This window comes from Roseovarius sp., assembly GCF_027019125.1.
Classification (GTDB): Bacteria; Pseudomonadota; Alphaproteobacteria; order Rhodobacterales; family Rhodobacteraceae; genus Roseovarius.
In genome coordinates, this window is the sequence record NZ_JALUXE010000034.1 from 428,249 (window position 1) to 443,258 (window position 15,010).

General features: G+C 60.9%; 14 protein-coding genes. 13 read left to right on the forward strand and 1 reads right to left on the reverse strand.

Annotation, left to right across the window (positions count from 1 at the left end):
- Positions 1–124: 124 nt before the first annotated feature.
- The 13 genes from rplO (at position 125) to MVC20_RS18480 (ending at position 14,168) form a co-directional block, all read left to right on the forward strand.
- Entirely contained in the window at positions 125–598 is a 474-nt protein-coding gene (gene rplO, locus MVC20_RS18420) for a 50S ribosomal protein L15 (protein WP_297544064.1), read from the forward strand.
- Between the two features lie 111 nt (positions 599–709).
- Entirely contained in the window at positions 710–2,074 is a 1,365-nt protein-coding gene (gene secY, locus MVC20_RS18425; protein ID WP_297544065.1) for a preprotein translocase subunit SecY, read from the forward strand.
- On the forward strand, positions 2,071–2,715 hold the full coding sequence (locus tag MVC20_RS18430; protein ID WP_297544066.1) for an adenylate kinase: 645 nt from the start codon (positions 2,071–2,073) through the stop codon (positions 2,713–2,715). The genes secY and MVC20_RS18430 overlap by 4 nt, the downstream gene beginning before the upstream one ends.
- 211 nt (positions 2,716–2,926) lie before the next feature.
- Positions 2,927–3,295: a 30S ribosomal protein S13 gene (gene rpsM, locus MVC20_RS18435; protein ID WP_037276380.1), complete on the forward strand. Its 369-nt coding sequence runs from the start codon at positions 2,927–2,929 to the stop codon at positions 3,293–3,295.
- A 15-nt stretch (positions 3,296–3,310) separates the two neighbouring features.
- Positions 3,311–3,700: a 30S ribosomal protein S11 gene (rpsK, locus tag MVC20_RS18440; protein WP_008281206.1), complete on the forward strand. Its 390-nt coding sequence runs from the start codon at positions 3,311–3,313 to the stop codon at positions 3,698–3,700.
- Positions 3,701–3,814: 114 nt separating this feature from the next.
- Complete coding sequence (locus MVC20_RS18445) at positions 3,815–4,831, forward strand: DNA-directed RNA polymerase subunit alpha (RefSeq protein WP_037276874.1); 1,017 nt, start codon at positions 3,815–3,817, stop codon at positions 4,829–4,831.
- A gap of 142 nt (positions 4,832–4,973) precedes the next feature.
- On the forward strand, positions 4,974–5,396 hold the full coding sequence (gene rplQ / locus MVC20_RS18450) for a 50S ribosomal protein L17 (RefSeq protein WP_297544069.1): 423 nt from the start codon (positions 4,974–4,976) through the stop codon (positions 5,394–5,396).
- Positions 5,397–5,561: 165 nt separating this feature from the next.
- Positions 5,562–6,938 (forward strand): trypsin-like peptidase domain-containing protein, encoded by a 1,377-nt coding sequence (locus tag MVC20_RS18455; RefSeq protein ID WP_297544071.1) that lies wholly within the window; start codon positions 5,562–5,564, stop codon positions 6,936–6,938.
- 3 nt (positions 6,939–6,941) lie between these two features.
- Positions 6,942–8,249, forward strand: coding sequence for a replication-associated recombination protein A (locus MVC20_RS18460; protein ID WP_297544073.1), 1,308 nt, complete (start codon positions 6,942–6,944; stop codon positions 8,247–8,249).
- A gap of 205 nt (positions 8,250–8,454) precedes the next feature.
- A complete protein-coding gene (locus tag MVC20_RS18465; protein ID WP_297544075.1) occupies positions 8,455–10,065 on the forward strand; it encodes an ABC transporter substrate-binding protein in 1,611 nt (536 codons plus the stop codon).
- A 199-nt stretch (positions 10,066–10,264) separates the two neighbouring features.
- Positions 10,265–11,221, forward strand: coding sequence for an ABC transporter permease (locus MVC20_RS18470; protein WP_037276387.1), 957 nt, complete (start codon positions 10,265–10,267; stop codon positions 11,219–11,221).
- A 12-nt stretch (positions 11,222–11,233) separates the two neighbouring features.
- The gene (locus MVC20_RS18475) at positions 11,234–12,472 is read left to right on the forward strand and encodes an ABC transporter permease (RefSeq protein WP_297544079.1); all 1,239 of its coding nucleotides are present in this window, start codon (positions 11,234–11,236) and stop codon (positions 12,470–12,472) included.
- A gap of 4 nt (positions 12,473–12,476) precedes the next feature.
- Positions 12,477–14,168, forward strand: a complete 1,692-nt coding sequence (locus MVC20_RS18480; protein WP_297544081.1) for an ABC transporter ATP-binding protein — start codon at positions 12,477–12,479, stop codon at positions 14,166–14,168.
- 420 nt (positions 14,169–14,588) lie between these two features.
- Here the strand turns inward: MVC20_RS18480 and MVC20_RS18485 are convergent, their stop codons facing one another.
- Positions 14,589–14,990, reverse strand: coding sequence for a hypothetical protein (locus tag MVC20_RS18485; protein ID WP_297544083.1), 402 nt, complete (start codon positions 14,988–14,990; stop codon positions 14,589–14,591).
- Between the last annotated feature and the right edge of the window lie 20 nt (positions 14,991–15,010).

A 15,010-nucleotide genomic window follows, 5' to 3' on the forward strand; every position in this document is an offset into this window, starting at 1 on the left:
TTGATCCCCAAGGGCCTTGCGTCTATACGCCCCCGGTGGCCCCGTCTTGGGGTCCGACTCAACCAACACGCCGCGTTCGGCCGCTCCCGTCGCTGGGGGTCGCATCCGGCAAGGAGATAGCGACATGAAACTGCATGAACTTCACGACAATCCCGGCGCCACCAAGCGCAAGAAGCGCGTTGGCCGCGGTCCGGGTTCCGGCATGGGTAAAACCGGTGGCCGGGGTATCAAGGGTCAGAAATCCCGTTCGGGTGTTTCGATCGGGGGCTACGAAGGTGGCCAGATGCCGCTCTACCAGCGTCTGCCCAAGCGCGGCTTCAACAAGCCGAACCGCAAGTCCTTTGCTGTCATCAACCTGGGCCTGATCCAGAAATTCGTCGAAGCCGGCAAGATCGACGCAAGCGCGCCGATCACCGAAGATGCGCTCGTTGCATCGGGCCTCGTGCGCCGCAAGCTGGACGGTATCCGCGTTCTGGCCAAGGGCGACGTCAGCGCCAAGCTTGACATTCAGGTCACGGGCGCGTCGCGCGCTGCGATCGAAGCGGTCGAAAAGGCCGGTGGCTCCCTCTCGGTCACAACCGCGCAGTCGGCCGAATAAGAGGTTGTGAGCGGCATCCGTGCCGCTTACATATGGCCCAAGTTTTCCTTTGACGCCGCCTGAGCTGGAAAACAGCCCTAGGCGGCGTTGTCACATGAAAGAGACCCGCGAATGGTATCTGCAGCAGAGCAAATGGCGGCCAACACCAGCTGGTCCGCGCTGGGCAAGGCCACCGAACTGCGCAAACGCATCCTGTTCACCCTTGGCCTGCTGATCGTCTACCGGCTTGGCACCTTTATTCCCGTGCCCGGTATCGACGGCGTGGCGCTGCGCGAATTCATGGAGGGCGCGCAGGCCTCGATCGGTGGAATGCTCAGCATGTTCACCGGCGGCGCGCTTGGGCGGATGGGCATCTTTGCTCTGGGCATCATGCCCTATATCTCGGCTTCGATCATCGTTCAGTTGCTGACAGCGCTGGTGCCAGCGTTGGAACAGCTCAAGAAAGAGGGCGAGCAGGGGCGCAAGAAGATCAACCAGTATACCCGCTACGGCACGGTTGGTCTTGCGACGCTGCAATCCTACGGTCTCGCGGTTTCGTTGCAATCGGGCGATATGGCCTCGAATCCGGGCATGTTCTTTATTGTCTCGTGCATGATCACCCTCATCGGCGGCACCATGTTCCTGATGTGGCTGGGGGAACAGATCACCGCCCGCGGCGTGGGCAACGGTATTTCGCTGATCATCTTTGTTGGCATCATCGCCGAGGTACCGGCTGCTCTGGCACAGTTCTTTGCCTCTGGCCGTTCGGGCGCGATCAGCCCGGCGGTGATCGTGGGGGTGATGCTGATGGTCGTGGCCGTGATCGCCTTTGTGGTGTTCATGGAGCGCTCGCTGCGCAAGATCCATATCCAGTATCCGCGCCGTCAGGTGGGCATGAAGATCTATGATGGCGGTTCGTCGCATCTGCCGGTCAAGGTCAACCCGGCGGGCGTGATCCCGGCGATCTTTGCCTCTTCGCTGCTGCTGTTGCCCGCTACGATCACCACATTCTCGGGCAATACGACCAATCCGGTTCTCTCGACCGTGATGGCCTATTTCGGCCCCGGACAGCCGCTCTATCTGCTGTTCTTCACGATCATGATCGTGTTCTTCGCCTATTTCTACACGTTCAACGTGGCGTTCAAGACCGATGACGTGGCCGAGAACCTCAAGAACCAGAACGGCTTTATTCCTGGCATCCGTCCGGGCAAGCGGACGGCAGAATATCTCGACTACGTGGTCAATCGCGTGCTGGTCATCGGCTCTGCCTATCTGGCGGCGGTCTGCCTTTTGCCCGAGATCCTGCGCAACCAGTTCGCCATTCCCTTCTACTTTGGCGGCACCTCGGTTCTGATCGTCGTGTCCGTGACCATGGATACCATCCAGCAGGTCCAGTCGCACCTTCTGGCCCACCAATACGAGGGCCTGATCGAGAAATCCCAACTCAGCGGCAAGGGCAAGAAACGCAGCCGCAGAAAGGCACCGGCGCGGCGATGAACATCATTCTTCTCGGACCACCGGGCGCGGGCAAGGGCACGCAGGCACATCATCTGGTCGCGAGCCGGGACATGATCCAGCTCTCAACCGGCGACATGCTGCGCGCCGCCAAGGACAGCGGCTCTGAGATGGGGCGCATTGTGGCGGATGTCATGGCGCGCGGCGATCTTGTGACCGATGAGATCGTGATCGGTCTCATCCGCGAGCAGTTGCAGGGCGCGCAAAAGGGCGGCTTCATCTTTGACGGCTTTCCGCGCACCCTGGCGCAGGCGGATGCGCTTGCCGACCTGCTGGAAGAGACGGGCGAGACACTCGATGCCGTGATCGAATTGCGCGTCGACGACGAGGCGCTTGTCGAGCGGATCACTGCCCGTTCCACCTGCGGCGGCTGCGGCGAAGTCTACAACGACATTACCAAACCCTGGCCCGCCGATGGCAAATGCGCCAAATGCGGCTCGAGCGATGTGAAACGCCGGGCGGACGACAACGAAGACGCGCTGCGCAATCGCTTGATGGAATATTACAAGAAAACCTCGCCGCTGATCGGCTATTACTACGCCCATGGGCAGCTGACCTCGGTCGATGGTCTTGCGGAAATTGACGCGGTGCAGGCGGCCATCGCCGAAGCGCTTGACAAATAGGCTTTGATCTGGGCCCGGGGCCTTGACGCCCCGGTCTTTTCCCCCTAACCAGCCCTATCTCGAACACGAGATTGATTCTATTTCCGGGTCGCCCCCGTATCTCGAATCGCTCATCTGAAATCAGCCGCGGCCCGGTGCGTGATCGCTTCGGGCTTACGTTGTGAAAAAAGGTTCTGGTGCTACGGAACCGCAACGAAAAAGGAAGCTACACTTGGCACGTATCGCCGGCGTCAATATCCCGACCAACAAGCGGGTCCCAATCGCCCTCACCTACATCACCGGAATCGGCCATGCTTCGGCCAAATCCATCTGTGAAGCCCTCAACATCGACGTGTCGCGCCGCGTGAACGATCTGTCGGACGCCGAGGCCCTGGCCCTGCGCGAGCATATCGACGCGAATTACACCGTCGAAGGCGACCTGCGCCGTGACACCCAGATGAACATCAAGCGCCTGATGGACCTGGGTTGCTACCGTGGCCTGCGTCACCGTCGCAACCTGCCGGTGCGTGGTCAGCGGACCCACACCAATGCTCGCACCCGCAAGGGCCCGGCAAAAGCCATTGCCGGCAAGAAGAAATAAGGGAGGGCAGCAGATATGGCACGCGATACCAAACGCACCAAGAAAAAGGTTTCCAAGAACATCGCCACCGGCGTTGCTCATGTGAACTCTTCCTTCAACAACACCAAGATCCTGATCTCGGACGTGCAGGGCAATGCGATTGCATGGTCCTCTGCCGGGACCATGGGCTTCAAGGGCTCGCGGAAATCCACGCCCTACGCGGCGCAGATGGCCGCAGAGGATGCGGGCCGCAAGGCGCAGGAACATGGCATGCGCTCGCTCGACGTCGAAGTTCAGGGGCCTGGTTCGGGCCGTGAATCGGCGCTGCGCGCTCTGGCGGCTGTCGGCTTCAACATCACCTCGATCCGTGATGTGACCCCGATGGCGCACAATGGCTGCCGCCCGCCGAAGCGCCGCCGGGTCTGATCCGCTACATCTCTTGGTGGGGCCGCGCCGTGGCGCGGTCCCGCTTTCGTCATTTTACATCCTCGGGCGCTCTGAACCTTTGGACATGGGAACAGGGCAAGAATGGAGGGACGCATGATCCACAAGAATTGGGCTGAGCTGATCAAGCCGACACAGCTTGAAGTCAAACCCGGCAATGACCCGCTGCGTCAGGCGGTTCTGATTGCCGAGCCGCTTGAGCGCGGCTTTGGTCTCACGCTGGGCAATGCGCTGCGCCGCGTGCTGCTGTCGTCGCTGCAAGGCGCGGCCATCACCGCCGTTCAGATCGACAACGTCCTGCACGAATTTTCCTCGGTGGCCGGTGTGCGCGAAGACGTGACCGACATCGTGCTCAACCTCAAGGGCGTTGCCATTCGCATGGAAGTCGAGGGGCCCAAGCGCCTGTCGATCAATGCCAAGGGTCCGGGTGTTGTCACGGCTGGTGACATCTCTGACAGCGCAGGCATCGAGATCCTCAACAAGGATCATGTGATCTGCCACCTCGACGAGGGCGCCGACCTGTTCATGGAACTGACAGTGAATCAGGGCAAGGGTTATGTCTCGGCCGACAAGAACAAACCCGAGGATGCGCCCATCGGTCTGATTCCGATCGACGCGATCTATTCGCCCATTTCGCGCGTGAGCTACGAGGTTCAGCCGACCCGTGAAGGTCAGGTTCTGGATTACGACAAGCTGACCATGAAGATCGAAACCGACGGTTCGATCACCCCGGATGATGCCGTGGCCTATGCTGCGCGCATTCTTCAGGATCAACTGTCGATCTTCGTGAACTTCGACGAGCCCGAGTCGGCCAGCCGTCAAGACGATGACGACGGTCTCGAATTCAACCCGCTCCTGCTCAAGAAAGTGGACGAGCTGGAACTGTCGGTGCGCTCTGCGAACTGCCTCAAGAACGACAACATCGTCTATATCGGAGATCTCATCCAGAAGACCGAAGCCGAGATGCTGCGCACCCCGAACTTTGGCCGCAAGTCGCTCAACGAGATCAAGGAAGTGCTCTCGGGCATGGGTCTGCACCTTGGCATGGATGTCGAGGATTGGCCGCCAGACAATATCGAAGACCTCGCCAAGAAGTTCGAAGACGCCTTCTGATCGGTGGGTTTCACCCACCCTACGGCTTGTATCGTAGGGTGGGTGGCAACCCACCATGAAACCCGGGCAATCCCGCCCCAAGGAGAGGGGACTGACACGCATCAGCCCCCCGGACAAAGCAAAAACGCTAAGGAGATAGAAAATGCGTCACGCCAGAGGATACCGCCGCCTGAACCGTACCCATGAGCACCGCAAGGCGCTGTGGGCGAACATGGCCGGCTCGCTCATCGAACATGAGCAGATCAAGACCACCCTGCCCAAGGCCAAGGAACTGCGCCCGATCATCGAAAAGCTGATCACGCTCGGCAAGCGCGGCGATATGCACGCCCGCCGTCAGGCCGCAGCCCAGCTCAAGCAGGATGCCTATGTGGCCAAGCTGTTCGACATTCTCGGACCGCGTTACAAAGAGCGTCAGGGCGGTTACGTCCGCGTGCTCAAGGCCGGGTTCCGCTATGGCGACATGGCGCCGATGGCGATCATCGAATTCGTCGATCGCGACGTTTCGGCCAAAGGTGCTGCTGACAAGGCGCGCGTTGCCGCCTTCGAAATGGCCGACGACGAATAAAGAGATTTCGGCTCCGTTCAGGACCGTTGCGCCCCCGCCCTCACCGGCGGGGGTTTTGCATGCGGGGGATTGAGTATTTGGACCAAGAAGAAGCGGCAAAGCCTTGCATTGCCGAAGTCAGGCCAGCATATCTCGGGGGTCATGAATACCCGTGCGGAGGCAGCCATGTTCCGGATCGTCTGCTTTGTGCTGTTGGCCATTCCCGGCCTGCTACAGGCGCAGACCCGCGTGCCGGTCAGCCAGGCCGAAATCCAGCTGGGCTTTGCCCCGGTGGTGCAAGAGGCCGCGCCCGCGGTGGTTAATATCTATGCCAGCCGCGTCGTCGAGGCGCGCCGCAGCCCCTTTCGCGGTGATCCGTTCTTCGAGCGGTTCTTCAACGACTTCGGGGCCAGCCGTCCGCGCGTGCAGAATTCCCTTGGTTCCGGCGTGATCCTGTCGGCGGATGGTATCGTGGTTTCGAATTATCATGTGGTGGGCGAGGCCACGGATATCCGCGTGGTGCTGAATGACCGCCGCGAATATGCCGCCCGTGTGCTTTTGGGCGATGAGGAGGCGGATCTGGCCGTTCTCCAGGTCGAGAATGCCCCGGACCTGCCCGCCCTCGATCTGCGCGACAGCGACACCGTGCAGGTCGGCGAACTGGTGCTGGCCATTGGCAATCCCTTTGGTGTGGGGCAGACGGTCTCGAGCGGAATCGTCTCGGGGCTTGCGCGCTCGGGCACCGCCACAGGCAATGCGCGCGGCTATTTCATCCAGACCGACGCACCGATCAACCCGGGTAATTCGGGCGGGGCACTGGTCGATGTGAACGGCGACCTCATCGGCATCAACACCGCGATCCTGTCGCGCTCTGGCGGCTCGAACGGCATCGGCTTTGCCATTCCCTCGGGCCTTGTGACGCAGTTTGTGGCACAGGCACGCGCGGGCAAGACGGTGTTCGAACGGCCCTGGGCGGGTCTGGGCGGCCAACCCGTGACCCCGGACATGGCCGAGGGTCTGGGCATTGCCCGTCCCGATGGCGTGGTGATTTCCGAGGTGCATCCCCAAAGCAGCTTTGCCAGCCAGATCCGCCCCGGTGACGTGATCACCAGGGTGGGCGGTCAGCCGGTCAACAGCCCCGCCGAGGTGATCTATCGCATGTCTCTGGCGGGGATCGGGGCGGACACGACCATAACCCGCCTGCGCGATGGGGACGAGGACGAGGTCCAGATCGCCCTGATCGCCGCGCCGGACCTGCCGCCGCGCACGCCGCTGGACACCGGACCACGCGCCGCCATTCCACAGATGACCCTCTCGACCATCAATCCCGCAGTGATCGAGCAATACCGCCTGCCGTTGATGGCGCAAGGTGTGATCGTGGATGATCCCGGCCCCTATGGCGCGCGGGCCGGATTGCGGCCCGGCGACATTCTCAGGCAGGTCAATGGGCGCCCGGTCGAGAGCAGCCGCGACGCGCGCGCCGCGCTGGAGGGGGCGGTGAACACGCTTACGCTCGATCTGTTGCGGGATGGGCAGCGCCTGACGCTGCGCTTCAGGATCTGAGCGGTGGCGGATCTCTTTGATACGGGCGACACGCCCCGCGCCGAAACAGCCCCGCGCCCGCTGGCGGACCGGCTGCGGCCACGTCGTCTGGCGGATGTGATCGGGCAGGAACAGGTATTGGGGCATGAGGCCCCGTTGGGGGTGATGCTCGATTCGGGCAGTCTTGGTTCGCTCATCCTCTGGGGACCGCCCGGCGTGGGCAAGACGACGATTGCCCGCCTTCTGGCCGATGAAACCGATCTGCATTTCGTTCAGATCAGCGCCATTTTCACTGGCGTGCCCGAACTGCGCAAGGTTTTCGAAGAGGCCAAGCATCGCCGCGCACAGGGTCGTGGAACGCTGCTTTTCGTCGATGAAATCCACCGTTTCAACAAGGCGCAGCAAGACGGATTCCTGCCGCATATGGAGGATGGCACGATCCTCCTGGTTGGTGCGACAACGGAGAACCCGAGTTTCGAGTTGAACGCGGCGCTGCTGAGCCGGGCGCAGGTCATGGTTCTGACGCGGCTTGCTCTGGCGGATCTGGAGCGTCTGACACAGCGCGCCGAGCAAGAGCTGGGCCGCGCCCTTCCGCTCGACGGTCCGGCACGCGAGGCCCTGCTCGAGATGGCGGATGGGGACGGGCGCGCCCTCCTCAATCTGATCGAACAGGTTGCCGCGTGGAAGGTCGAGGGCAAGCTGGACAGCGCGGCACTCGCCTCTCGCCTGATGAAGCGCGCCGCCAAATATGACAAGTCGGGCGATGAGCATTACAACCTGATCTCGGCGCTGCATAAGTCGGTGCGCGGCTCTGATCCCGATGCTGCGCTCTACTGGCTGGCGCGGATGCTGACGGGCGGCGAGGACCCGCGTTACCTTGCCCGACGCATCCTGCGCATGGCGATCGAGGATATTGGCCTCGCCGATCCGCAGGCGCAATCCATCTGTTTGCACGCCTGGGAAACCTATGAACGACTCGGCAGCCCCGAGGGCGAACTGGCCTTGGGTCAGGCCGTGGCCTATCTTGCCCTCGCGCCAAAATCGAACGCCGGATATGTGGCCTACAAGGCCGCGCTGCGCGAGGCAAAAAAGACCGGGAGCGAGCCACCGCCCAAGCATATCCTCAACGCGCCAACCCGCCTGATGAAAGAGCAGGGATATGGCGATGGCTATGCCTATGACCACGACGCCGAGGATGGATTCTCGGGACAGAATTACTTTCCCGATGGCATGAAGCGCCCGGTTCTCTATCAGCCGGTCGAGCGCGGATACGAGCGCGAGCTCAAAAAACGACTCGAGTATTTCGCCAAGCTGCGCCTGCGCCGGACCTGAGAAACCCCTCAAAACCTCAGAATCTATGACCTTTTAATCTGTCACGAGGGCGCGATTAGGGTCTGGAAACATGTGGCATTTCGTGTTTTGCTACAGACATGTCGCATTTGTGCATCCTCTTTGACCGTCCGAAACCCAAGCTTTCGGAATGGTACGATGCCGCGTCGCTACCAATCACAAATTCAAAACAAGACAGGGAAACCAGATGAAAAAGAAAACCGATCAGGTCCTTTTGGACCGGCTCGCGCAGGCTGCGCGCACAGGGGATATCTCTCGCCGGTCGTTCATGCATTTTGCCGCCGCTGCGGGTATGACGGCCTCTGCCGCGACCGGGCTCTGGGGCACTTCCGCCGCCGCGAACCCGTCACGGGGCGGCACATTCCGCTGGGGCGTGCATGACGGCAACACCTCGGACACCCATGATCCCGGCACCTATGTGACACGTCAGATGATCTTTCTGGCCCATACACATCGCAGCTACCTGACCTTGATCGAGCCGGACAATTCGCTCGGGCCGGACCTTGCGACCAGTTGGGAAGCAACACCCGACGCCAAGCAATGGACGTTTGAGCTCAATCCCGATGCCTCTTTCCACAGTGGCAAGCCGGTGACGGCGCAGGATGTGATCGACAGTCTCAACCATCACCGCGGCGACGCCTCGACCTCGGCGGCCAAGGCGCTCTTGACCGACGTGACCGATATCACCGCCGATGGCGATCATACGGTCACGATCAGCCTGGCGCGCGGCAATGCCGATCTGCCATGGCTGATGACCGACTATCACTTTGCGATCTGCCCCTCGAATGGCGATGGCACGATTGATTGGCAATCGGGCGATGGGACTGGCCCCTACAAGATCGAGTCGGGCGAATTCGGCATTCGTTGGGAACTGGCGCGGCACGATGGCTGGCACGGGAAAGGGGCCTATTTCGACAAGGTCACGATGCTCGTTCTCAACGATCCCAACGCGCGGCAAACGGCGCTGGTGACGGGGGATGTGGATTGCGTCTCGCTGATCGAACTCAAGACGCTGGCGCTCTTGCAGCGCAATCCGGACATCTCGGTTGACAATATCCCCTCGGGGGGTGCGATCACCATGCCGATGTTCTGCGATACGGCACCGTTCAGCGATGTGCGCGTGCGCACCGCGCTGAAACTTGCGATGAACCGGGACGAGATCATCGAGAAAATCGCCTTTGGTGCGGCCACCAAGGGCAATGACTTCCACCTCTCGCCGGTTCAACCCTATTGGCCGTCGGATATTCCGCAGCGCGAGTATGATCCGGACCAGGCCAAATCGCTGCTCAAGGATGCGGGGCAAGAGGGGCTCACCGTCAATCTCTCCGTGGCCGAGAGTGTCTATACCGGCGCGGTCGATATGTGTGTGCTCTATGCCGAACAGGCCAAGGCCGCCGGCATCAACATCAAGGTCGTTCGCGAGCCGAGCGACGGGTATTATTCCGATGTCTGGCTCAAGAAGCCGTTTAGCGCCGTTTCCTGGGGTTCGCGCCCGACGCCGGATGTCATGTTCACCCTCGCCTACAAGGATGACGCGGCCTGGAACGAAAGCCGGTGGCAGAACGAGCGGTTCAACGAACTGCTGCTTCAGGCCAAGTCCGAGCTGGATCAGACCCTGCGCGCCGAGATGTATCGCGAGATGTGTCTCTTGATGCGCGATGACGGTGGCACCCTTCTGCCGTTCTTCAACAATTGGGTCTATGCGCGCGGCAAAGGCGTCAAGCGCCCGGAACAGGTTGCGGCAAGCTGGGGCTGCGACGGCGCGCGCGCCGCAAGCCGCTGGTGGTTTGAGGCCTGAGATTACCCCAAGACCCGGCACCGAAAGGTGCCGGGTTCTTAATCGCCGAAGCCGGGGCCATCATCCCGTTTCGGCACTCTGCGTCATCGTGATGGGTCAAACACGGAATTTGTTTACGCCCGGACCCAAATCACTGTTAGCCTGAGCCACAAAGGCCGCGCCAAAGACAAGGCGAGAGCTAAAACAACAGGAGGGAAAGATGGGGGACATCCTTGGGCTCGTTGTAAAACGGCTCGGATTGGGATTGATCATTCTACTGGTCATATCCGTGATCATTTTTTTCATGGTCGAGCTTTTGCCCGGTGACATCGCGCAGGCGGTGCTTGGACAAGGCGCGACACCCGAGAATCTGGCGGCGCTACGCAAGGAGATGGGTCTCGATCAGCCCGCGCTCGTGCGCTACCTGCACTGGCTTGCCGGGGCCGTGACGCTGGATTTCGGCAATTCCATCGTGACGGGGGCCAGCGTGGCCGAGACGATTGGCGAACGCTTTGCCAATACGCTGTTTCTCGCCGCCTATGCCGCCGCGATTGCCGTGCCGATTTCCATCGTGCTGGGTGTCCTCGTGGCCCTTTTGCGCAACTCGATCTTTGACAGGGTGGCAAACGTCGCCACGCTCACCTCGATCTCAAGCCCCGAGTTCTTTTTGGGCTACATCTTGATTCTCTATCTTGCGGTGAAAACGGGCATGTTTCCCGCCATCGCCAGCCTCAGCAACGACATGAGCTTTGGCGATCTCCTGTATCGCACCTTTCTGCCCGCGCTGACCCTCGTTCTGGTCGTGACCGCGCATATGATGCGCATGACGCGGGCGGCGATCATCAACCTTCTGGCCTCGCCCTACATCGAGATGGCCCGGCTCAAGGGCGCACCACCCTGGAAGGTCATCGTCAAGCACGCGCTGCCCAATGCCTGGGCGCCGATCATCAACGTGGTGGCGCTCAACCTTGCTTATCTCATCACCGGTGTTGTGCTGGTCGAGGTGGTCTTTGTCTATCCGGGAATCGGCCAGGCGCTGGTCGATGCGGTCAGCAAACGGGATTTCCCCGTGGTTCAGGCCTGCTGTCTGATCTTCGCCGCCACCTTCATCCTGCTCAATCTGGCGGCCGATGTCGGGTCAATTCTGACCAACCCGCGCCTGCGGCATCCGAAGTAAGGGGTTAGAGACATGAGCCTATTCGTCATCGCCTACTACACCCTGCTGCTCGGTGCCTCTTGCCTTGCGGCGTATTTCAACAAGCGGTCTGCCTTTCTGCTGCTCTTTTCCCTGACATTGGTGTCCTTTGTGCTGGGCATCATCGGCGGCGTGTCCGCGTTGCGGATCGTGGCCATTCTGGCCGGCCTCTTGGCGCTGTCGGCCATGGTGTCCTATGCCTTCCGCGAGTTTCTGATCGCCATCGCGTCCAAGAATCTTGCCAAGGAATTGCGCACCGCGCCGCTGACGGCCGCCTTTGGCATGTTCGTGATCTTTACCGTGGCCGTTGCGGGAATCTTTGCCCCGCTCATCGCGCCCCATGGCGAGGCAGAGGTGATCACCTCTGCCTTTGCCCCGGCGGATGCAAACATGCTGCTTGGGGCGGATCAACTGGGCCGCGACATCTTTAGCCGGTTGGTTTACGGCGCGCGAAATACAGTGGCTCTGGCCCTGGCGGGCACGGTCATGGCCTTTCTGCTGGGGGCGCTTGCCGGTCTCATGGCGGCCACCTCGGGCGGCTGGTTCGATCAGTTTCTCGCGCGGACCTCGGACGTGATCATGTCGATCCCGTCGCTGATCTTTGCCCTGCTGATGCTGTCGATCTTTGGCGGTGATCTTGCGAATGACACCACCAGCTTTTGGTTGCTGTCGGCGTTTACCGGGATCACGGGGCTTTTGCTCGTTTCGGCGATTGCAGAGCGCAGCGTGATCGCCTGGGTGATCGGTCTTGCGGTCCTTGCGGGGGTTGCGGCGCTTTTCGGTGGCTTGATGCTGACGATCTTCAACCCGTCCGAGATCATCCTCATTCTGGTGGTCGCGGTGATCTACAGCCCACGGGTTTTTCGCCTGACGCGGGCCGTGGCGGGCAATGTGGTGGTGATGGATTACATCGAGGCCGCGAAACTGCGGGGCGAGCGCAAGTGGTATCTCATACGTCGTGAAATCCTGCCCAATTCTACCGCGCCCCTTATCGCGGAGTTCGGGCTGGAGTTCTGCTTTGTGTTCCTGCTCATCGCGGGCCTGTCGTTCCTTGGGCTTGGCATTCAGCCGCCCACCGCCGACTGGGGCTCGATGGTGCGTGAAAACGCAACGCTGATCTCATTCGGCGATATCACCCCGCTCATCCCCGCAGCGGCCATCGCGCTTTTGACTGTTGCGGTCAATTTCGTGGTGGACTGGATGCTCTACCGCTCCTCCGGCCTGAAGGTGTGACCCCATGATCAAGAGCAAAGACGTACTTCTGAAAATCCGTGACCTGAAAATTCAGGGCTATTCCGATGAAACCTGGGTCGACATCATCAAGGGTGTGGACCTGACCCTGCACCGCGGCGAGGTGATGGGTCTGATCGGCGAATCCGGTGCGGGCAAATCGACAATCGGCGCGGCCTGTATGGGCTATGCGCGCGATGGCACGCGCATCTCGAATGGTTCGATCGAGTTTGACGGGATGGAACTGACCACCGCGTCGGAAAGTGAGCGGCGCATGTTGCGCGGCTCGCGCATCGCCTATGTGGCGCAATCCGCGGCGGCCTCGTTCAACCCGGCGCACAAGATCATCGACCAGCACACCGAAGCCCCCCTGCAATACAGGCTCAAGAAACGGCTCGAGGCGCAAGAGGACGCCATGGACCTCTACGAGCGGCTGCGCTTGCCCAATCCCAAGGAGATCGGCTTTCGCTATCCGCATCAGGTCTCTGGGGGGCAGTTGCAGCGCGCGATGACTGCGATGGCCATGTCCTGTCGTCCGGATCTGATCATCTTTGACGAGCCTACGACCGCGCTCGATGTCACCACGCAGATCGAGGTTCTGGCGGCGATTCGCGACATCGTGGATCAGTTCAACACCGCCGCGATCTACATCACCCATGACCTTGCGGTCGTGGCGCAGATGGCCGACACGATCAAGGTGCTGCTCAAGGGGCGCGAAGTCGAAGAAGCGCCCACCAAGCAGATGCTCGACAATCCCCAGGAGGAATACACCAAATCTCTCTGGGCGGTGCGCAGCTTTCAAAGTCCGCAACGCCATCGCCCCAAGGATGGCGTGCCGCTGATTTCAGTGCGCAATGTCGATGCCTCCTACACAGGCGGGGCCAAGGTGCTGGATGATGTCAGTTTCGACATTTACGAAGGCATGACCGTGGCGGTGGTGGGCGAATCCGGCTCGGGCAAATCCACCACGGCGCGGGTGATCACTGGCCTCTTGCCGCCGTCCAAAGGTGAGGTTCTGTTCAAGGGCAAGCCCTTTCCGCCCAGCTACAAGGACCGCACCAAGGACCAGTTGCGCCAGTGCCAGATGATTTATCAGATGGCCGATACCGCGCTCAATCCCAAGGTTCGGATATCCGAGATCATCGGGCGGCCTGCCGCATTCTACTCTGGCCTCAAGGGCGTGGCGCTCAAGAACCGGGTGGATGAACTGCTCGACCTGATCGAGCTTGAGCCCTCGAAATATTACAACCGCTATCCGCCCGAATTGTCCGGCGGGCAGAAGCAGCGGATCGGTATTGCCCGCGCGCTGGCGGCAGAGCCGACATTCATCGTCTGCGACGAGGTGACATCCGCGCTCGACCAGCTTGTCGCAGAAGGCATCCTGCGCCTGCTGGACCGGCTGCAAAACGAATTGGGGCTGGCCTATATGTTCATCACCCATGATCTGGCCACCGTCCGCTCCATCGCGGATGAAGTGGTCGTCATGCAGCATGGCAAGGTGGTGGAACAGGGCCCCAAGGATGAGATGTTCACGCCGCCGCACCATCCCTATACCGATCTCTTGCTCAGCTCGGTGCCCGAGATGGACCCCAATTGGCTCACCACGCTGCTCGAAGAGCGCGGGGTGGACAATGTCGGCGATGCGGCAGCGGCGCGAATCGATCCCAACGATCCCAAACTCTCGGATGCCAACGCTTGAAAACGACCATGATCGCGGAGGGAAAGCCCCCTCCGCGTCATCATATGCGCAGAGTATTCGGAAAGTGCGGCGTTACAGGATCGCCATGGCGGACAGCACGAACGTGCCGATGATCGCGCCATAGACGATCACCACAGCCTGCCAAGAGGCACTATGCGCGCGCAGTTCGCGGTTCAATTCGTCGCGGGTCATCGGCTTGCCTCCTTGATAGCGTTGCATCCCTGGACCGTGGTTACGATCACAGGGCGCACATAGTGGATTTCTGCGTTTGCACAATGGGTAATTTGCCGAAAACCCATGCGTTTGCGACATGTCACCTGCCCGATTTCCACATATCGAGAGATTGCGAAGGAACAGTGCCAAAAGCGACACTTGCAAAAGACGCGCGCGCTCTCGCGGTGTGCCGACACGGCGTCAAGGTTACTCAGGGAACTGGGCCACGCATTGCTCAACCTCGACCTGCGCCTGCGCTCTCAGTTGCGGGAGAATCTTTTGGTAATCCGCCAGCTTGCGACGTTCCTCGGAGACATCAATCGCAACCGGTGTGGTTTGGGTGCGATACTGCGTCGACGGGCACGGATAGGGCAGCACGATGTTGCGGTAGGGGTCGTTGCGATAACAGGTCGACGTGACCGTGTAGGGCACCGTTTGCGTATGGAGCGCGTAGCCGCGGGCGATATTGCCCTGGGCCGTGGCGATGGCGGTTTCGACATTCCGGTAGTCTGCGTTCGCGCGGGAAATACATTGTTCGCGCGGGGTCGCACAGGCCGAGAGCGTCGCGGCGGCCGCGATCAGGGGCAAGAACTTCAAGCGGCTGGTCATCGTGAATATACCTTGGATGG